This is a genomic window from Streptomyces tanashiensis, from assembly GCF_014648895.1.
Classification (GTDB): Bacteria; Actinomycetota; Actinomycetes; order Streptomycetales; family Streptomycetaceae; genus Streptomyces; species Streptomyces tanashiensis.
Genome location: NZ_BMRZ01000006.1, coordinates 97,116 through 114,586 on the forward strand (window position 1 = coordinate 97,116; position 17,471 = coordinate 114,586).

General features: G+C 72.1%; 16 protein-coding genes, 1 tRNA gene and 2 pseudogenes. 8 read left to right on the plus strand and 11 right to left on the minus strand.

The genetic code is table 11. From position 1 onward, the window contains the following. Positions 1 to 2 precede the first annotated feature (2 nt). From IE237_RS20290 to IE237_RS20300, 3 genes are all read left to right on the plus strand, one after another. Positions 3 to 1,061, plus strand: a complete 1,059-nt coding sequence (locus IE237_RS20290) for an ATP-dependent DNA ligase (RefSeq protein WP_189803461.1) — start codon at positions 3 to 5, stop codon at positions 1,059 to 1,061. 412 nt (positions 1,062 to 1,473) lie between these two features. Beyond that, the gene (locus IE237_RS20295; protein WP_370468236.1) at positions 1,474 to 1,668 is read left to right on the plus strand and encodes a hypothetical protein; all 195 of its coding nucleotides are present in this window, start codon (positions 1,474 to 1,476) and stop codon (positions 1,666 to 1,668) included. A gap of 64 nt (positions 1,669 to 1,732) precedes the next feature. Beyond that, entirely contained in the window at positions 1,733 to 3,826 is a 2,094-nt protein-coding gene (locus tag IE237_RS20300) for an MDR family MFS transporter (protein ID WP_189803462.1), read from the plus strand. A 141-nt stretch (positions 3,827 to 3,967) separates the two neighbouring features. Here the strand turns inward: IE237_RS20300 and IE237_RS20305 are convergent, their stop codons facing one another. Continuing rightward, positions 3,968 to 4,432 carry a YchJ family protein gene (locus IE237_RS20305; RefSeq protein WP_189803463.1) on the minus strand — a complete coding sequence of 155 codons (465 nt, stop codon included), beginning with the start codon at positions 4,430 to 4,432 and terminating at the stop codon, positions 3,968 to 3,970. A 114-nt stretch (positions 4,433 to 4,546) separates the two neighbouring features. Between IE237_RS20305 and IE237_RS20310 the strand changes: the two genes are divergently transcribed. Together IE237_RS20310 and IE237_RS20315 are read left to right on the plus strand one after the other, a co-directional pair. Then, complete coding sequence (locus IE237_RS20310) at positions 4,547 to 5,890, plus strand: 6-phospho-beta-glucosidase (protein WP_189803464.1); 1,344 nt, start codon at positions 4,547 to 4,549, stop codon at positions 5,888 to 5,890. A gap of 73 nt (positions 5,891 to 5,963) precedes the next feature. Next, positions 5,964 to 7,853, plus strand: a complete 1,890-nt coding sequence (locus tag IE237_RS20315; protein WP_189803465.1) for a M64 family metallopeptidase — start codon at positions 5,964 to 5,966, stop codon at positions 7,851 to 7,853. Between the two features lie 61 nt (positions 7,854 to 7,914). Here IE237_RS20315 and IE237_RS20320 read toward each other — a convergent pair whose 3' ends face one another. From IE237_RS20320 to IE237_RS20330, 3 genes are all read right to left on the minus strand, one after another. After that, positions 7,915 to 8,733, minus strand: coding sequence for an SAM-dependent methyltransferase (locus IE237_RS20320; RefSeq protein ID WP_189803466.1), 819 nt, complete (start codon positions 8,731 to 8,733; stop codon positions 7,915 to 7,917). 74 nt (positions 8,734 to 8,807) lie between these two features. Further along, the gene (locus tag IE237_RS20325; RefSeq protein ID WP_015037566.1) at positions 8,808 to 9,044 is read right to left on the minus strand and encodes a DUF397 domain-containing protein; all 237 of its coding nucleotides are present in this window, start codon (positions 9,042 to 9,044) and stop codon (positions 8,808 to 8,810) included. Beyond that, complete coding sequence (locus tag IE237_RS20330) at positions 9,045 to 9,920, minus strand: Sco1979 family transcriptional regulator (RefSeq protein WP_189803467.1); 876 nt, start codon at positions 9,918 to 9,920, stop codon at positions 9,045 to 9,047. A gap of 271 nt (positions 9,921 to 10,191) precedes the next feature. Between IE237_RS20330 and IE237_RS20335 the strand changes: the two genes are divergently transcribed. The 3 genes from IE237_RS20335 (at position 10,192) to IE237_RS20345 (ending at position 11,909) form a co-directional block, all read left to right on the plus strand. Beyond that, complete coding sequence (locus IE237_RS20335) at positions 10,192 to 10,623, plus strand: ATP-binding protein (protein ID WP_189803468.1); 432 nt, start codon at positions 10,192 to 10,194, stop codon at positions 10,621 to 10,623. Beyond that, positions 10,617 to 11,117: a hypothetical protein gene (locus IE237_RS20340; protein WP_189803469.1), complete on the plus strand. Its 501-nt coding sequence runs from the start codon at positions 10,617 to 10,619 to the stop codon at positions 11,115 to 11,117. The genes IE237_RS20335 and IE237_RS20340 overlap by 7 nt, the downstream gene beginning before the upstream one ends. Positions 11,118 to 11,198: 81 nt before the next feature. Then, a complete protein-coding gene (locus IE237_RS20345; RefSeq protein ID WP_189803470.1) occupies positions 11,199 to 11,909 on the plus strand; it encodes a class I SAM-dependent methyltransferase in 711 nt (236 codons plus the stop codon). A 159-nt stretch (positions 11,910 to 12,068) separates the two neighbouring features. Here IE237_RS20345 and IE237_RS20350 read toward each other — a convergent pair whose 3' ends face one another. The 7 genes and pseudogenes from IE237_RS20350 to eboE form a co-directional block, all read right to left on the minus strand. Next, positions 12,069 to 12,779 (minus strand): DUF4352 domain-containing protein, encoded by a 711-nt coding sequence (locus IE237_RS20350; RefSeq protein ID WP_189803471.1) that lies wholly within the window; start codon positions 12,777 to 12,779, stop codon positions 12,069 to 12,071. 102 nt (positions 12,780 to 12,881) lie between these two features. Further along, a complete protein-coding gene (locus tag IE237_RS20355) occupies positions 12,882 to 13,244 on the minus strand; it encodes a zinc ribbon domain-containing protein YjdM (protein WP_189803472.1) in 363 nt (120 codons plus the stop codon). Positions 13,245 to 13,347: 103 nt separating this feature from the next. Beyond that, a tRNA-Leu gene (locus IE237_RS20360) sits at positions 13,348 to 13,435 on the minus strand. A gap of 197 nt (positions 13,436 to 13,632) precedes the next feature. Continuing rightward, on the minus strand, positions 13,633 to 14,703 hold the full coding sequence (locus tag IE237_RS20365; RefSeq protein WP_189803473.1) for a sugar phosphate isomerase/epimerase family protein: 1,071 nt from the start codon (positions 14,701 to 14,703) through the stop codon (positions 13,633 to 13,635). A 58-nt stretch (positions 14,704 to 14,761) separates the two neighbouring features. Further along, positions 14,762 to 16,147, minus strand: a complete 1,386-nt coding sequence (locus tag IE237_RS20370) for an alkaline phosphatase family protein (protein ID WP_189803474.1) — start codon at positions 16,145 to 16,147, stop codon at positions 14,762 to 14,764. After that, positions 16,144 to 16,428, minus strand: a pseudogene (locus IE237_RS41520) (metabolite traffic protein EboE); the annotation flags it as partial. The gene IE237_RS20370 and the pseudogene IE237_RS41520, both read right to left, overlap by 4 nt. A gap of 144 nt (positions 16,429 to 16,572) precedes the next feature. Next, positions 16,573 to 17,466: pseudogene (gene eboE, locus IE237_RS20375) on the minus strand (metabolite traffic protein EboE); the annotation flags it as partial. Positions 17,467 to 17,471: the final 5 nt, after the last annotated feature.

Here is a 17,471-nt window from a genome sequence, read left to right on the forward strand (position 1 = left end):
CCATGGATCTTCCGGTGATGCCGCCCGTGAAACCGATGCTCGCCAAGGCCGTGAAGCGGATCCCGCCCGGCATGCAGTACGAGGCGAAGTGGGACGGCTTCCGCGCGATCGTGCACCGGGACGGGCCGGAGCTCGTCATCGGCAGCCGTACGGGCAAGCCGCTCACCCGCTACTTCCCCGAGCTGGTCGAGGCGCTCGCGGCCCGGCTGCCGGAGCGCTGCGTCGTCGACGGGGAGATCGTGATCGAGCACGCCGGGCGGCTCGACTTCGACCGGCTCTCCGAGCGGATCCATCCGGCCGACTCCCGGGTCCGGATGCTGGCCGGGACCACCCCGGCCCGGTTCATCGCCTTCGACGTGCTCGCCCTCGGGGACGACTCGCTGCTCGACACCCCGCTGAGCGAGCGCCGGGCGGCCCTGGAGCGGATCCTCGACGGGGTCGACGCGCCGGTCCACCTCGCGCCCGCGACCCGGGACCCCGAGCTCGCCGCCCGCTGGTTCGAGCAGTACGAGGGCGCCGGCCTCGACGGGGTGATCGCCAAGCCGCTCGACCTGCCGTACCGGCCGGACGCCCGCCTCATGTACAAGATCAAGCACGAGCGGACGGCCGACGTCGTCGTGGCCGGATACCGCTTCCACAAGAGCGGGCCGGTGGTCGGCTCGCTGCTGCTCGGCCTGTACGACGACGGGGGCGTCCTCCAGCACGTCGGGGTGTGCGCGGCCTTCACCGCCGTCCGCCGCGCGGAGCTCGTCGAGGAGCTGGAGCCGCTCCGGATGGATCCCCCGGACGGTCACCCGTGGGCGGCGTGGACGGACGAGGCGGCGCACGAGGGCGCCAGGCTGCCGGGTGCCCCGAGCCGCTGGTCGGGCAAGAAGGACCTGTCGTGGGTGGCGCTGCGGCCGGAGCGCGTGTGCGAGGTCGGATACGACCACATGGAGGGCGACCGCTTCCGCCACACCGCCCAGTTCAAGCGGTGGCGCCCGGACCGGACGCCGGAGTCCTGCGGCTACGGACAGCTGGACGAGCCCGTCTCGTACGACCTGGCCGAGATCCTCACCTAGCCGCGGGAGACGGCCCGGGAGCCGCCCGACCGCAACGTGAGATGCCACACATTCCGCGAACGGAAGACCCGCCCCTGGCACCCCGCTCCGACAGCACGTTCGACGAACTCCCGAGCGAAACGCAAGGACGGTGCGCAATGCGGCGCCGGCCACCCGCCCCCGTACCTGCGGGAACGCGTCCGGCCGCGGCCGGCGCCCGCGCACGGTCCGCGCCCCGGGGGCCCGCGCACGCCTTCGAGGGCGCGCTCCGTCGTTGCCCGCCCGGGACATCGCCGTACCGGAACCCGCACGGCGATCCGGTACGTATGGAGAGGAGACCCTTCCGTACCCTCCCCGGACCGACTAGGACTGACCCGTGATCACCTCGCCCTCGCGCCTCGTTCCCGTCCCGATCCCCGACAGCGTGGCCGCGATGATCGGCGCCTGCCTGCCGCTGCACGTCCTCCAGGCCGAGGTCGACGCGGACTGCGCGGCACGCGAGGTGTACCGCTTCCGGGGGCCGCTCTGCGCGGAGGACCGGGCGGACCGCGAGCACTCGCTCGCCGCCCTCGCGCGGGCCAACAAGATCCTCGCCAAGCACCACCCCCGACTGCCCGTCACCCCCTGACGGGGTACACCGGTTCGGCCGTCCCCCGCATGCGTGAGGGCGGTGGCGATGTGACGCTGCGAGAGTGACCACGACCAGCGACGCAGCGCCCGCGCCCTCGGCCGCCACCGAGCCACCCGTGCTCGACAGCCGCCGCCGCAACATCGTCTTCGGCACGATCATGCTGGGCGTCCTCCTCGCCGCCCTCGACCAGACGATCGTCGGCACCGCGCTGCCCACGATCGTCTCGGACCTCGGCGGCGCCGCCCACATGTCGTGGGTGGTCACCTCGTACCTGCTCGCGGAGACCGTCGCGACCGTCCTCGTCGGCAAGTTCGGCGACCTGTTCGGCCGCAAGGTGATCTTCCAGATCTCCGCGATCGTCTTCATCACCGGCTCGTTCCTCTGCGGACTCGCCACCAACATGACGCTGCTGATCGTCTGGCGTGGTCTCCAGGGCATCGGCGCCGGCGGTCTGATGGTCACCTCGATGGCGCTCATCGCCGATGTGATCCCGCTGCGCGAACGCGGTAAGTACCAGGGCGCGATCGGAGCCGTGTTCGGTGTCTCGACCGTCATCGGCCCGCTCCTCGGCGGTCTCTTCACCGACCACCTCAGCTGGCGCTGGGCCTTCTACGTCAACGTCCCCATCGCGATCCTGGTCGTCATCGCCGCCGCCCGCACGATCCCCTCCGTACGCTCCGCGAGCCGGCCGGTCATCGACTACGCGGGCATCGCGCTCGTCGCCGTCGGATCCAGCGCCCTGATCCTGGCGACCAGTTGGGGCGGCAACGAGTACGCCTGGGGATCCGGCGTCATCATCGGGCTCTTCGTCGGCGGTATCGTCGCCCTGGCCCTGTTCTGCTGGGTGGAGACCCGGGCGCCCGAACCCATGCTGCCCATGCGGCTGTTCGGGAACCCCGTCTTCACGGTCTGCTCCGTGCTCAGCTTCGTCGTCGGCTTCGCCATGCTCGGCGCGATGACCTTCCTGCCGACCTATCTGCAGTACGTCGACGGGGAGTCGGCGACCATGTCCGGCATCCGCACCCTGCCCATGGTCGTCGGCCTGCTCATCGCCTCCATCTTCAGCGGCAACGTCGTCAGCAAGACCGGCCACTACCGGATCTTCCCGATCGTCGGCAGTCTCGTGATGGGCGTCGGCCTCTTCCTGCTCTCCCTCATGGGGCCGGAGACCAGCACCTGGCTGGAGTCGCTGTACATGTTCGTCCTCGGCACCGGCATCGGCCTGTGCATGCAGGTCCTCACCATCGCCGTGCAGAACACCGTCGACTACGCCGACCTCGGCACCGCCACCTCCGGCGTCACCTTCTTCCGCACCCTCGGCAGCTCCTTCGGCACCGCCGTCTTCGGCACGATCTACGCCAACTCCCTCAAGCCCAACCTCGCGGCCGGCGTCGGAGAGGCCGCCGCCGTCGCCGGGAGTCTCGGCATCGACCCGGCCGGCCTGGCGCAGGCCGCGCAGAGCCCGGCCGGGCTGCACGCACTGCCCGACCGGGTGGCGGAGCCGATCGTCCAGGCCTACGCCGACACCCTCCACACCGTCTTCCTCTGGACCGTGCCCGTCGCCGCCGTCGGCTTCGTGGTGGCCCTCTTCTTGAAGCAGGTGACGCTCCGCGACTCGGCCCGCGCGGCAGCCCCCGACATGGGCGAGGGCTTCGGCTCCCCCACCACGTCCGGCGACTCCGAGAAGCTCCTCGAACTGTCCGTCGGCCGCATCCTGCGCCGCACCGACTACGAGACCGCGCGGACGATCGTCGCCGCGTCCGACACCCGGCTCGACACGGCCGGCGCCTGGGCCGTGATGCAGGTCGAACTCTTCACGCGGACCGTCGGGCACGCGAGCCTCGGCCTGATCTCGGCCGGCCGGCGGGTGCCGCCCGAGGTGCTGCTTCCGGTCTTCGACCGGATGGTCGACGAGGGCTTCCTCACCCGCGACGGCAACCTGCTGTCCCACACGACGGCCGGCAAGCGCGAGGCCGACGTCATCACGCACGCCTGGGGCGACTGGCTCTCCGACGTCGTCGCACAGGAACGCGGCCGGCCCAGCGGCCCCGAGCTGCGCGTGGCGACGGACGCCATCGCCAAGAAGATCGTCGCCGAGGACCTCGCGAGCGGCCTCCCGAGGGGACGGGTCACCGCGGGCACGAGCGTGCGCTGAGGTGCGCCCTGCCCGATGAAGGCGTGCACCGTGTCCGATGCAGGCGTGCGGCCCTGTCGGATGAAGGCGTGCACCCTGTCGGATGAAGGCGTGCGCCCTGTCCATTGAAGGCGTGCGCCCCGACGCTGAAAGCCGGGCGCCCTACTCGATGAAGTCGCCGTCCACGTACACCCACGCGCCCTCTTGGCGGGCGAAGCGGCTCCGCTCGTGCAGGGCGCCGGGTTCGCCGCCGTGGACGTACCGGGCCGTGAAGGTGACGGTGCCGTGTCGGTGGAAGGCGGTGCCCTCGCCGGTCTCCTCGATCTCCAGGCCGGCCCAGCGCATCCCCGGGTCGAATTCGACCTCGCCCGGCCGGGTCTCCGGAGCCCAGGTGCGCAGCAGATACGCCTCGTCGCGGACGACGAAGGCGCTGTAGCGGGAGCGCATCAGGAGCTCGGCGGTGGGCGCCGTGCCGCCGCCCGAGTGGAACCGGCCGCAGCACGCGCCGTACTCGGCGTCGAGACCGCAGGGGCAGGGCGAGGCCCCGGTCACGGCCGGTGCGGCGGCGGCACGCGGAGACGTACGGGAGGCCGGGGACGTACGGGGGCGGGTCTTGCGTCGGGACATGACGCCATTCTCCCCCACCCCGCGCGAGGGGCGGACGCCCGGCATGTGGACGCCCGCGTGGACGGAGCGCCGGAATCCCGCTGCTCAGAGGGCCCGTCCGAGTAGCGTACGCACATGAAACTGACGATTCTCGGAGGCGGCGGATTCCGGGTGCCGCTGGTGTACGGCGCTCTCCTCGGCGACCACGCCGAGGGGCGGGTCACCCACGTCACCCTGTACGACCTCGACGAGGGACGGCTCTCGGCCATCGCGCGGGTCCTCGCGGACCAGGCGGAAGGGGTACGGGGCGCGCCGGTGGTGACGGCGACCGCGGACCTGGACGAGGCGCTGCGCGGGGCGGACTTCGTGTTCTCCGCGATCCGGGTCGGCGGCCTGGAGGGCCGGGCCGCCGACGAGCGGATCGCGCTCGCCGAGGGCGTGCTCGGCCAGGAGACGGTGGGCGCCGGCGGCATCGCGTACGGGCTGCGGACCGTGCCCGTCGCGCTGCGCATCGCCCGGAGGATCGCCGAACTCGCCCCGGACGCCTGGGTCATCAACTTCACCAACCCGGCCGGTCTCGTCACGGAGGCGATGTCCCGGGTGCTCGGCGACCGGGTCGTCGGCATCTGCGACTCGCCCGTGGGCCTCGGCCGCCGGGTCGCCCGCATCCTCGGCGCGAACCCCGACGAGGCCTGGATCGACTACGTGGGCCTCAACCACCTGGGCTGGCTGCGCGGGCTGCGGGTCGGCGGCCGGGACGAGCTGCCGCGGCTGCTCGCCGACGAGCAGGCGCTCGGCTCCTTCGAGGAGGGCCGGCTCTTCGGCCCGGAGTGGCTGCGCTCGCTCGGCGCGATCCCCAACGAGTACCTGCACTACTACTACTTCAACCGGGAGGCGGTCCACGCCTACCGGACGGCCGAGCGGACGCGCGGCGCGTACCTGCGCGACCAGCAGGGCGCCTTCTACGAGGAGATGGGCAAGCCCGACACCCCCGCGCTGGCCGCCTGGCACCGTACGCTCGCCGACCGGGAGGCCACCTACATGGCGGCCAACCGGGAGGCCGCCGGGATCGGGGAACGCGACGAGGAGGACCTGGAGTCCGGCGGCTACGAGAAGGTCGCGCTCGCCCTCATGCGGGCGATCGCCCGGGACGAGCGGACCACCCTGATCCTCAACGTGCGCAACGGCACGACGCTCTCGGTGCTCGACGCGGACGCGGTGATCGAGGTGCCGTGCTTCGTGGACGCGAACGGCGCCCACCCGGTGTCGGTGGCCCCGCTGCCCTACCACGCCGTCGGTCTGGTGACCGCCGTGAAGGGGGTCGAGCGCGAGGTCCTCGCGGCGGTGGAGAGCGGCTCACGGGCGACGGCCGTCAAGGCCTTCGCGCTGCATCCGCTGGTGGACTCGGTGGCGGTGGCCCGGCGCCTGGTGGACGGCTACACGGCGGAGCACCCGGGCCTTGCCTGGCTCCGAAGCTGAGGTGGCCGGGCGACGAACGGACGGCTGACGAACACCTTTACGAGGTCGGGGGCGCGGCCTAGGCTCGCGCCCCATGACCTCACAGCGCAAGGGAGTTCGACGTGCGGCGGCCCGCCTCGCCGCGGTCTGTCTGCTGGCCGCCGGCCTGGTGGGAACCACGCCGGCGGCCGCCGGGACACCCACGTCCGGTGAGGGGCCGGCCGTCGTTCCCGTACAGACCACCGGGCCCGCCGACAGACGGTTCAACCTGGTGTTCATGGGCGACGGCTACACCGCGGCGGAGATGCCGGCGTTCCGGGCCGACCTGGAACGGCACCTGAACACCCTGTGGAGCATCGAGCCCTTCGCCTCCTACCGCTCGTACGTCAACGTGTGGGCCGTGGAGGTCCCCTCGGCGGAGTCCGGCGTCGACTGCGACCCGGGCCTCACCGCCCCCGCCCGCGACACGGCGCTCGACATGGGCTTCTGGGGCGGCTGCGATCCGGACAGCGTGCAGCGGCTCCTCACCGTCGACAGCCGCAAGGCCGCCGCGCTCGCCGACCTCGTCCCCGGCACCAGCCGCGCCAACCGCCAGATCGTCGCCCTCGCCCACAGCGACACCTACGGCGGCGCGGGCGGGAGTTACGCCACGGCCTCCGGCGGCAACGCGCTCTCCTCTCTCATCACCCCCCACGAGATAGGGCATTCGCTCGGCGGCCTCCAGGACGAGTACGACTACTACGCGCGCGGGGTCCCGGGCGAGACCTACGAAGGCCCCGAACCCTCCTCCGTCCACCACACGCTCCTGACGGAGCCGCAGATGCGGGAGCAGCGGGCCAAGTGGTGGCGCTGGCTCGGCGAGAAGAGCGAGTCCGGCGGGGTCATCGGCCGCCACGAGGGCGGCATGTACAGCACGAAGGGCGTCTGGCGCCCGAGCCGCCACTCCCTCATGAAGACCCTCGGCTACGCCTTCGACCAGGTGGAGCGCGAGGTGATGGTCCGGGCGATCTCCTCGAAGGTGAACCTGGTCCAGGACCACACCCCGAACACGACACCGATCGGGGCGGACCGCACGGTGTGGGTGGACACCCTGCACCCGGTGGGCGGCGCGCTCGCCGTCACCTGGAAGCTCGACGGGCGCGGCCTCGACACCCGCGGCGCCCGCACCGTCGACCTGCGGAGGCTGCGGGTCTCCCCCGGGACGCACACCCTGACGGCCACGGTCACGGACCCGACGCCCTTCGTCCGCGACCCGGCGGTCCGCGCCTCGGCGGCGCTCACCCGGACCGTCGCCTGGACGGTGGACACCTCGCTGACCACGGTGCGGGGCCCGGAGACTCCCGGCTTCACCGGGCACACCCCGACCGGGTCGCCCGTCGGCGCCCGCAGCGTCGTCCACGCGGACACCACCCACGCGGTGGACGGCACCCCCGCCGTGCGCTGGCTTCTGGACGGACGGCCGGTCTCGACGTACGGCCGCGACGACCGTGACCTGGACCTGGGCGCCCTGCGGATCGCGCCGGGCACCCACACGCTCACGGCCCGTCTCGCGGGCACGGACGAGGAGCTGAGCTGGACGGTGGACGCCCGCCCGGCCACCGCAGCGTACGAACTCTCCGAGCCGCTGCGTACGGTACGGCGTCCCGGGCGCCCGGTGGAGTACGTCTACGACGGCGCGTTCACGATGCGGCTGACCGCGCGGGACGACCGGGACGGTGCCGTGGTCGGCCAGTTCCGGGTCGACGGCGACGGCTGGTACACGTACTACGGCTGGCCGACGGACGCCGACGCGCCGTTCCGCTTCTCTCCGGGCGGCACGGTGATCGACGACCTCGTGTACGGGAAGCTGGGCCGGAGCCGGGCGGTGCCGTGGGACGACGCGACCCCGGACTACGGCACGCACACCGTCGAGTACCGGACGATCGACGCGGCCGGCAACATCAGCCGGCCCGGGAGCTTCCTGGTGACGCTGGTGAAGCCGTAGAAGCGGAAGGGGCCCGCTCGGCGTCGCCGAGCGGGCCCCTCCTTCCAGAGGTCCTCGCGGGTCAGGGCTTGCGGGCCACCGCGGCCCACCCCGGGATGGGGTCGTCGCCCTGGACGGGGACGGGCTCGCCCAGCTCCGGGTGCCACTCGGCGGTGAGCGAGACCCCGGGCTCGACGAACTCCAGGCCGTCGAAGAACGCGGCCAGCTCGTCGCGCGAGCGGGGCCGCAGGGTCAGCCCGCGCGCCCTGTACATGGCACTCGCCTTCGCCGCGCCCTCGGGGTCGAAGTCCCCGGTGACATGGGAGAGGACGAGATAGCTGCCCGGCGCGAGCTTCTCGACGATCTTGGAGACCAGTTCGTACGCACCGTCCTCGTCCCCCACGAAGTGCAGCAGGGCGAGCATCGACAGGGCGATGGGCTGGTCGAAATCAAGGACCTTTCCGGCCCTTTCGAGGATGACCTCGGGCTCGCGGGCGTCCGCCTGGATGTACTCGGTGGCCCCCTCCGGGGTCGAGCGCAGCAGGGCGGCCGCGTGCGCGAGCACGATCGGGTCGTTGTCGCAGTAGACAATGCGGGACTCCGGCGCGGCCTCCTGCGCGATCTGGTGCAGGTTGGGCTCGGTCGGGATGCCCGTGCCGACGTCCAGGTACTGCCGGACGCCGTGGGCGCTGAGCCAGCGGATGGCGCGGTGCATGAAGGCCCGGTTGACGCGGGCCATGTCCCGGCCCCGGGCGTCGACGGTGAGCAGCTGACGTGCCATCGCCTCGTCGACCGGGTAGTTGTCCTTGCCGCCCAGGAACCAGTCGTACATCCGCGCGGGATGCGGCTTGCTGGTGTCGATGCTCTGTCCGCTCTTTGGGGCTGCGGGGTCCTGGGTCATCGGCTCTCCTGGTCGGGATGAACGGGCGGCACTGCAACAAGAGTTACGCGATGGTAGGGGCGGGACGGAAGGGGTCAGGTGAGCAGAAAGTCAGCCTGGCCGGATTTGGCGCCCTGGATGAAAGCGGCGATCTCCCCGTGGGTGTAGATGAGCGCTGGTCCTTCAGGGTCTGCGGACTGTCGCACGGCGACTCTGCCGTCGGCCAGCTTCATGGCCTCCACGCAGTTGCCCCCGTTCCCGCCGCTCCAGGGCTTGTGCCAACCCTCGGCACCGAGCTCAGCGGCGGGCATGCCGTTGTATATGCGATCCATTCACAGCTCCTTGCGGAGATCCCGGAGAATCTCCTTCGTGCGTTGTGCAGTCGCGGCCTGCGCCGCCATGCGGTCCATGACCTCCAGGTGGGACGCCACCTCGGGACGCGCGTCGAGGTAGACCGCGCCGGTCAGGTACTCGCTGTAGACCATGTCCGGGAGTTCGGGCATGGCGAAGCGGAAGAGGACGAACGGCCCGTAGGTACCGGGATGGTGGCCGGACGCGAACTCCGCGATCTGCAGGGTGACGTTCGGCAGCTCCGACGCCTCGAGCAGCCGGTCGAGCTGGTCGCGCATCACTTCGGGCCCGTCACCGACCGGTCGGCGGAACACCGTCTCGTCCATGATCACCCAGAGCTTCGGAGCGTCGTCCCTGGTCAGCAGGGACTGGCGCTCCATCCACAGGGCTACATGCCGCTCGGCGTCCTCGTCCTTGCCGGCATCGCTGCCGCCACCGACCGCCCCGCTGCGCAGAATGGCGCGGGCGTAGTCCTCGGTCTGGAGCAGACCGGGAACGAACTGGGGTTCATAGGCCCGGATGAGGCTGGCCGCCCCCTCCAGGCTGACGTACATGGAGAACCAGCCGGGCAGCACGTCGTGGAACCGCTGCCACCAGCCGGGGAGGTTGGCCTCCTCCGCGAGGGCGACGAAGCCCTCGGCCTCGGAGTCCGTGATCCCGTACTCCTTCAACAGGAGCTGCACGTACGGAATCTTCAGCGCGACCTCGGCGGTCTCCATCCGCCGGACGGTGGCCGGGGCCACCCGGAGGATCTTCGCGGCCTCTTCCCGCTTCATGCCGGCCCGCTCGCGCAGGTCCTGCAGACGCCTTCCGAGGACGACCTGTCCCACCGTGGGGGCGGACCGCGGCTCGCTCACTCTCAGACCTCCCCGACGCACTGTTTCGACGAGTGTGCCACGAAGCACGGCCAGAGAGAACACAGCACTCTGCAATTTTCAGAGTGCCACTTGCCAAGTGTCCGAACCAGGAGGACAGTGTTCCGGTGAACCAGTACACGCTGCCGCCGTGCGCCACCGCGCCACGGCGACAGCGCCGTACGGCAGTCCTGCCCACTGTTGTGAGGAACCGGTCGTGGCTTCTGGTAACGCGCAGCCCTCAGGTCTCATGAGCCCTCGAGCCCCTCGGGTCATGGCCCAGCGCCCACAGCAGCACACCGATCCCGTCCGCCGCTTCGCCTTCGAGCTCCCGGCCCGCACCTCCTCCGTCGCCCGCGCCCGCAGACTCGCCGAGGAACGCCTCATCCTCTGGGGCTGCGGCCCCGACATACGTGACACCGTCGCCCTCGTCGTCTCCGAACTCGTCACCAACGCCGTCGTGCACACCGCGAGCGACCGCGTCGTCTGCGAACTCCGCGAGGGCGAGGAGACCCTGCGCATAGCCGTACGCGACGAGGGCGGCCCCGCCGACCCCCGGATACGCGACTGCGGCGAGGAGGAACGCGGCCGCGGACTCCTCATCGTCGACGCGCTCTGCACCGCCTGGGGAGCCGACCGCACCGGCCACGGCACGGCACAGATCGTCTGGGCGGAACTCGCCCACGGCACGGGGGAACCATGCTGAGGTCGATCCGCATCTTCCCGCGCATCCTCAGAACCCCCGAGGCCCCCTCCGTACCGCCCCAGCGCCGCTCACCCGAATCCCTCGTCACCCCGCACCCCCGCGGTGCGTCGGGCCCGGCCCACCCGCGCGAGCTCGGCGCCACCCGCCTCGCCGTCCCCGTCGGACTCCACACCGGCCTCGGCTGCGACGCCGTCGGCGTCCCCGCCCGCTTCGGCTTCAAGATCCTCTCCCGGCTCCCCTCCAAGGGCTGCGTCTACGCCGACTCCGACTGGTGGTGGTGGCTCGTCCCCGCCGGCTCCGACCTCGACCTCACCTGGCCGCTGCCCGCCTGCTACGCCCCCGGCGCCGAGATCCCCGACCGCCACCCGCGCCTCATCCACCACCCCGACGGCACCTCCCCCTACACCCCGCCGATCCCCCTCTACCTCCTCGTCTGCCAGCTGACCGGCATCGCCCCGTCCTGGCCGGCACCCCCGGTACGCAGCGCGCTCTGACCCGTACGACCCGTGACAACTCAGGGGTGTCCTCCCCCCGAGTTCCACCCCACCGGCAGGGCACCCCCTAGGCTCGGAGCCATGTTCACCCCGCAGGGCCCCAGCCTCCGCGAGCTGACCGTCCAGGCCCTCTCCTCCGTCGAGCACGGCTACGACCTGCTCGCGAGCAAGTTCGACGCGACCCCCTTCCGCACCTCCGACCGTCTCCTCACCGCGGTCACCAGCACCCTGGAGACCCTCGGCCCCTTCGACTCCGGCCTCGACGTCTGCTGCGGCACCGGCGCCGGCCTCGGCGTCCTCCGCTCCGTCTGCGCGGGCCGCATCACGGGCGTCGACTTCAGTACGGGCATGCTGACCCGGGCCCGGAACGCCCACCCGACCGCCGACCTGGTCCGCGCCGACGCCCTGGCCCTCCCCTTCGCCCCGGCCTTCGACCTCGCGGTCAGTTTCGGCGCCTTCGGCCACTTCCTCCCGGCCGACCAGCGCACCCTCTTCGCCCAGGTCCACGCCGCCCTGCGCCCGGGCGGCACCTTCGCCTTCCCGCTCCCCGCCCCACCACCGGTCGGCTCCCGCCTCTACTGGACGCTGTGGGGCTTCGACGCGGCGATGCGCGTCAGGAACGCCGTCTGGCGCCCGCCGTTCGTCATGTACTACCGCACCTTCCGCCTCGCGGACGTCCGCACCCGCCTGGAGGCGACCGGCTTCGAGGTCTCCCTCACCGCGATCGAGCCCCTGGGCCGCCGGGAGGACGGCAGCCCGCACTGCCGGCTGGTCGTGGCGCGCAGGAAGTAGGCGAGCGATGTCGTGTCGATCCGGCCCGGCAGCTCGGGGAGCCGGGATCTGGTCTCGGTGTGCTGGGACCTGGTCTCAGGGTGCTGGGACCTGGTCTCGGGGCGACGGGACCTTGTCTCGGGGCGCCGAGACCCGAGCCCAGGGTGCCGAGACCCGAGCTCAGGGCGCCTGAACCCGGCCGATCCAGAAGGCGGAGGGACGGTCGAAGCCGACCTTCACCTCGACCTCGAGCGCCGCCCTACCGGAAGGCGGAACGTCGAAGCCGTAGACGGCGACGGCGCTCCGACCGGGCAGGACGCTCCCGGTGAGGCCCGGTCCGACGTGGTGCTCGTCATCGAAGACCCGCGTCACCTCCCGGCCGTCGCCGTCCCGCGCCGTCACCGTCACGAGCGCCAGGTCCAGCCGCGCATCGGTCCCGTTGCGCACGGTGACCTGGATCGTCACCGCCGTGTTCCCGGCCTCGTGCCCGGCCGCGCCCCGGGACGGAGTGAACGGGACGGGCGCGCCGACGCCGACCTCGACGCCGTCCCCGTACCGCTGCGTGTCACCGAAGGCGTGCAGACCGTCGGCGGAGGAGGGGTCGGTCGACGCGGGAGGGGTGGTGGTCCCGGCGGTCCGGGGTGCGGGCGGCGGGAGCGTCGCCGCTCCGGCGCTCTGCCCCGTCCCCCGCCCACCGTCGTCAAAGGCTCCCGCGCCCATCAGGACGCCCACGACACCCACGACGAGGACGATCCCGCCGATCAGCGCGAGGAGGAGGCGCTGTCCCCGTCTTCGCGGGGGTCTTTCCGGGGGCGGGCCGCTCAGGGGCCCGGAGGGCGGGCCGGCAGGAGGGGGTCCGGATGAGGTGTTGCCGTCGGTGCCGTCGACCATGGGATACCTCCGCCGCTCGGTGCGCGACGTACGAACACCTCAGCGTAGGACGACGACCGGGCACCCCGCGCGGCGAACCCCGGCAGCGCCCGCGGACCCGCGTCAGGCCTTCTTGACCACGCTGGACTTGAGCTGCATGGCGCCGAAGCCGTCGATGCGGCAGTCGATGTCGTGTCCGTCGACGCCGTCGACGAGACGTATGTTGCGCACCTTGGTACCGGCCTTGATACCGGACGGGTTGCCCTTGACCTTCAGCGCCTTCACGACGGTCACGGTGTCGCCGTCGCTGAGCACGTTGCCGACGGCGTCCTTGATCACACGCTCCCCGGCGGTGTCGGCGGAGCTCGTGGCGTCCTCGGTGGCCGGGACCCACTCGTGGCCGCACTCCGGGCACACCAGCAGCTCGTTCATCGGGTACGTGTACTCGCCGGCACACTGCGGGCAGGGAGGAAGGTTCTCGTTCACTCCCCCAGGATAGGCGGCGTGCACCCTCTGTGATCGCGGGCGAAGCCCGCCTGTGGATAACGCGAAAGTGCCGGTCGATACGAGATTGACCGGCACTTTCGTGTGGTGTCCGAGGGGGGACTTGAACCCCCACGCCCGATAAAGGGCACTAGCACCTCAAGCTAGCGCGTCTGCCATTCCGCCACCCGGACAAGGTGTCTGTCGCTCCGGGGTTTCCCCCGCGGCGACAGAGATAACTCTACCAGGGGTTCGAGGTGCCTTTCACCAGCGTTTTCCATGGTCAGTGGGGTGGGACGGCCCTGTCCGCCCCGATCGGACCGGGACCGCCCCACCCCCCGTACGGGGTGCTCACCCCCGTGCGCGCAGGGTGACGGAGAGAGCCGCCGGGTCAGCGGCCCTTCTCGCGCAGGGAGTGGAGGTGCTCGCTGGACCTGCGGGCGAAGGAGAGGGAGTCGACGGGGTTGTCACGCTCGGTCTGCCAGTGATGGGCGTTCCTCCCGTGCCGGGTACGGTTCACCGCGGAGATGAACCGCCGGTAGTCGATGTCCCCGTCCCCGACGTCCGTCATGCGGTAGCCGTAGGGGACCGCCGAGTCGTCACGGTCGCCGTCCTTCACGTGGAAGAGCGGATAGCGGTGGGGCTGGGCGAGGACGTAGTCGAGGGGGTCGAAGGGCGCGGGGGTCCCGTCCGGACGGACGGAGTAGCGGTACTGGCCGACGTACGCCCAGAAGATGTCCATCTCCAGGTGCACGAGCTCGGGGTCGGTCTCGGCGAGGAGGACGTCGTAGAGCCGGACGTCGGGGCGGTCGGTGGCGAAGGAGAACTCCTCCGAGTGGTTGTGCTGGTAGAACTTCATGCCGCGCTTGCGCGCCTCGGCGCCGAAATGGTTGAACTCCTCGGCACAGCGCTTCCAGCCGTCGACGGTGGAGCCGTAGCGCCACGGCCCGGAGGCGGTGCCGATGTGGGGCAGGCCCAGGGCGGCGGCGTCGTCGAGGACCTGGTCGAGGTTCTGGGCGAAGGTGTACGCGGCGGGGTCGCTCGCGTAGTAGCCGACGTGACTGCCGATGGCCCGCAGCCCGTGGTCGCGGGTGAGCCTCTTCAGCTCGGCGAGGGTCAGCGCGCCGACGGCGCCCTGGCTGTAGCCGGCGTACTCGACCTCGTCGTAGCCGTACTTCTGGAGCTCCGCGAAGACGGCGGCGAAGCCGAGGGTGGCGACCTTGTCGCGCAGCGAGTACAGCTGGATGCCGAGCCGCCCGGGCGGCAGGACGGGGCGCCCGTGCCCCTGCCCCCGGGACGCGGGGTCGGCGGTGGCGGCCGCTGCGGCGGGGGCCGCGGCACCGAGGAGGGCGGCGGCGGTCGCGCCGGCGGCGACGCCGAGCATGTTGCGCCGGCTGAGCCGGTGGACGAGCTCGGGATCGGCGGCAGTGTCGGTACGGCCGGTGCGACGGATGCGACTCATCTGTGGATAACTCCTTGGCTGTCGTCGGGGTCTGCTTCACTGGAATCCGGTCGGGGCCTCACGCGACTCCGGCCAGCCTGAGCAGCAGGTTCTTCACATCGGTGGCCGCGACGCGGCCGCTTACGGCGCGGGGGGTGGAGCACAGAATGAGCGGACTTTCGTCCTCGCTCGTGGGGAGGCGGCCATGGCTGCCGCGAAGAGGTGACGGGTCGAGAGGGACGACCGCGAGCCGGTAGCGCATACCGAGCTTCTTGCGCGCGATCTCCTTGGCCGCCCTGATCCGGACGTACGGGTCGAGCGGGTCCATGAGCAGCTCGGCGGGGTCGTAGCCGGGCTTGCGGTGGATCTCGACGAGCTGCGCGAAGTCGGGGGCGCGGGCATCGTCCAGCCAGTAGTAGTACGTGAACCAGGCGTCGGGCTCGGCGAGGGCGACCAGCTCCCCCGAGCGCGGGTGGTCGAGGCCGTACTCCTTCTTGCCGTCGTCGTCGAGGAGCGCTTCGAGACCGGGGAGGTCCGCGAGCGCCTCCCGGACGGCCGGCAGGTCGCCGGGGCGCCGGACGTACACATGGGCGATCTGGTGGTCGGCCACGGCGAACGCCCGGGAGGCCATGGGGTCCAGGTACTCCATGCCGTCCTGGGTGTGGACCTCCAGGAGCCCTGCGCGGCGCAGTGCCCGGTTGATGTCGACGGGCCGGTGGACACGGGTGATGCCGTACTCGGAGAGGGCGACGACCGTGCGGCCCTCGGCCCGGGCGTCGGCGAGGAGCGGGGCGAGCACGGCGTCGAGCTCGGCGGCGGCGCGGAAGGAGCGCGGATCGTCGGGGCCGTGACGCTGGAGGTCGTAGTCGAGGTGCGGGACGTAGCAGAGGGCGAGGTCGGGGCGGCGGGTGCGCAGGATGTGACGGGTCGCGTCGACGATCCACCGGCTCGATTCGAGGTCGGCGCCGGGGCCCCAGAAGTGGAAGAGGGGGAAGGTGCCGAACTTCTCGGTGAGCTCGTCGTGGAGGGCGGGGGGCCGGGTGTAGCAGTCGGGTTCCTTGCGTCCGTCGGCGTAGTAGACGGGCCGGGGGGTGACGGTGATGTCGGTGTCGGCGCCCATGGCGTACCACCAGCAGATGTTGGCGACGGTGTAGCCGGGGTGGGAGCGGCGGGCGGCGTCCCAGAGACGGTCGCCGGAGACGAGGCCGTTGTGCTGGCGCCACAGCAGGACGTCGCCGAGTTCGCGGAAGTACCAGCCGTTGCCGACGATGCCGTGCTCGGCGGGGAGGGTGCCGGTGAGGAAGGTGGTCTGGGCGGTGCAGGTGACGGCGGGCAGGACGGTGGAGAGCGGGGCCTGGGACCCGGCGCGGGCGAGGGCGGACAGGTGCGGCATGTGCGGGAGGAGTCGTGGGGTGAGACCGACGACGTCCAGGACCAGGAGGGGGGTGGGCCGCTTGTCGGTCATGGCAGTTCCTTGAGGCCGAGGTCGGTCAGCAGGTCGCGGGCCAGGGTCAGTTCGGCGGCGATGCCGTCCGCGAGCCGGGCCCGGGTGCGGGGGCGCCGGTCGGGAGGGAGGGCCTGCCAGGTGTAGGTCTCGACCTCCAGGTGGCGGGTGCGCGGGTGCGGGCCGCCGACGAGGAGGGCGAGCGTGTCCCGGAGGACGGGCAGCGTGGAGGCGAGCGGAGGAGCGGGGGGAGCATGCAGGGGTACGTGGAAGTGGGCGCGCCAGGGCGTCGCGTCGGGGAGCCCGGGGGTGTCTCCGGGGTCGGGGCCGGGAGGTCGGGCGGGGCTCGCGCCCGAGGCTTGGGCGGGGCTCGCGCCGGGGGATTCGGCAGGGCTCGCGCCGGGGGATGCGGTGGGACTCTCGCCGGAGGTTGCGGCGGGGCCGTGGCTCCGGGTGGCGAGGGCTTCGGGGAGGTCGTCGGTGCCGCGCAGTCCGGCGGCGGTCCGGGTACGGGTCTGGTGGAGGAAGCGGGGTTCCGCGAAGGCGGCGAGCGCGGCCCTGACCTCGGGGAGATGCGGGTGCTCGGCGTGGAGCGCGGCGGAGAGCTGGGCCTTGGGGACGGCGATGCCGGCGGCGGCGAGCGACTCCAGGGCGGTGCGCGGGTCCTCGAACGAGGTCGCGAGATGGCAGGTGTCGAGGCAGACACCGATCCGGGGGCTGCGGAGGCCCGGTGGGGAGGTCAGGGCGGCGACGGCGTCGGCGACGGTCTCGACGGTGCAGCCGGGTTCCGGTTCGAGACCGATCCGGATGCTCTTCCCGGTGAGTTCCTCCAGGGCGTCGAGGCGCGCGGCGAGGGTGGACAGGGCGGTGCGGGCGGTGGCGGCGGCCGTGGCCGTCCAAGGGGTTCGCCAGCCGAGCGGCAGGGTGGAGACGGAGCCTTCGGTGACGTCCTCGGGAAGCAGCGCGGCGAGGAGCCGGGCCAGGTCGGTGGTGTGGGCGAGGCGTTCGGGGCGGGTCCAGTCGGGCTGGTAGACCCGGTACTTGACCTCGTCGGCGCCGAAGCCCTCGTAGGGGAAGCCGTTCAGGGTGACCACTTCGAGGCCCCGGCGGTCGAGCTCGGCGCGCAGCGCCCGGAGGGAGGCCGGGTCGGCGGTCAGGGAGTGCGCGGCGTCCCGGGCGAGCCAGAGGCCGATGCCGAGGCGGTCGCGGCCGAGCCGGCGGCGGACCGGCTCGCAGTGGTCGCGGAGCTGGGCGAGGACGCCGTCGAGGGTCTCGGCCGGGTGCACGTTGGTGCAGTAGGCGAGGTGGACGGTGGAGCCGTCGGGGTGCCGGAAGCGCATCCGTG

Bases quoted from the DNA above. Each gene is read 5' to 3' on its own strand.
- IE237_RS20310 (WP_189803464.1), top strand. From the start codon at position 4,547: ATGAAACTGACGATTCTCGGAGGCGGCGGATTCCGGGTGCCGCTGGTG.
- IE237_RS20305 (WP_189803463.1), bottom strand. From the start codon at position 4,432: ATGTCCCGACGCAAGACCCGCCCCCGTACGTCCCCGGCCTCCCGTACG.
- IE237_RS20345 (WP_189803470.1), top strand. From the start codon at position 11,199: ATGTTCACCCCGCAGGGCCCCAGCCTCCGCGAGCTGACCGTCCAGGCC.
- IE237_RS20295 (WP_370468236.1), top strand. From the start codon at position 1,474: ATGATCGGCGCCTGCCTGCCGCTGCACGTCCTCCAGGCCGAGGTCGAC.
- IE237_RS20340 (WP_189803469.1), top strand. From the start codon at position 10,617: ATGCTGAGGTCGATCCGCATCTTCCCGCGCATCCTCAGAACCCCCGAG.
- IE237_RS20320 (WP_189803466.1), bottom strand. From the start codon at position 8,733: ATGACCCAGGACCCCGCAGCCCCAAAGAGCGGACAGAGCATCGACACC.
- IE237_RS20335 (WP_189803468.1), top strand. From the start codon at position 10,192: ATGGCCCAGCGCCCACAGCAGCACACCGATCCCGTCCGCCGCTTCGCC.
- IE237_RS20365 (WP_189803473.1), bottom strand. From the start codon at position 14,703: ATGAGTCGCATCCGTCGCACCGGCCGTACCGACACTGCCGCCGATCCC.
- IE237_RS20370 (WP_189803474.1), bottom strand. From the start codon at position 16,147: ATGACCGACAAGCGGCCCACCCCCCTCCTGGTCCTGGACGTCGTCGGT.
- IE237_RS20290 (WP_189803461.1), top strand. From the start codon at position 3: ATGGATCTTCCGGTGATGCCGCCCGTGAAACCGATGCTCGCCAAGGCC.
- IE237_RS20325 (WP_015037566.1), bottom strand. From the start codon at position 9,044: ATGGATCGCATATACAACGGCATGCCCGCCGCTGAGCTCGGTGCCGAG.
- IE237_RS20315 (WP_189803465.1), top strand. From the start codon at position 5,964: ATGACCTCACAGCGCAAGGGAGTTCGACGTGCGGCGGCCCGCCTCGCC.
- IE237_RS20350 (WP_189803471.1), bottom strand. From the start codon at position 12,779: ATGGTCGACGGCACCGACGGCAACACCTCATCCGGACCCCCTCCTGCC.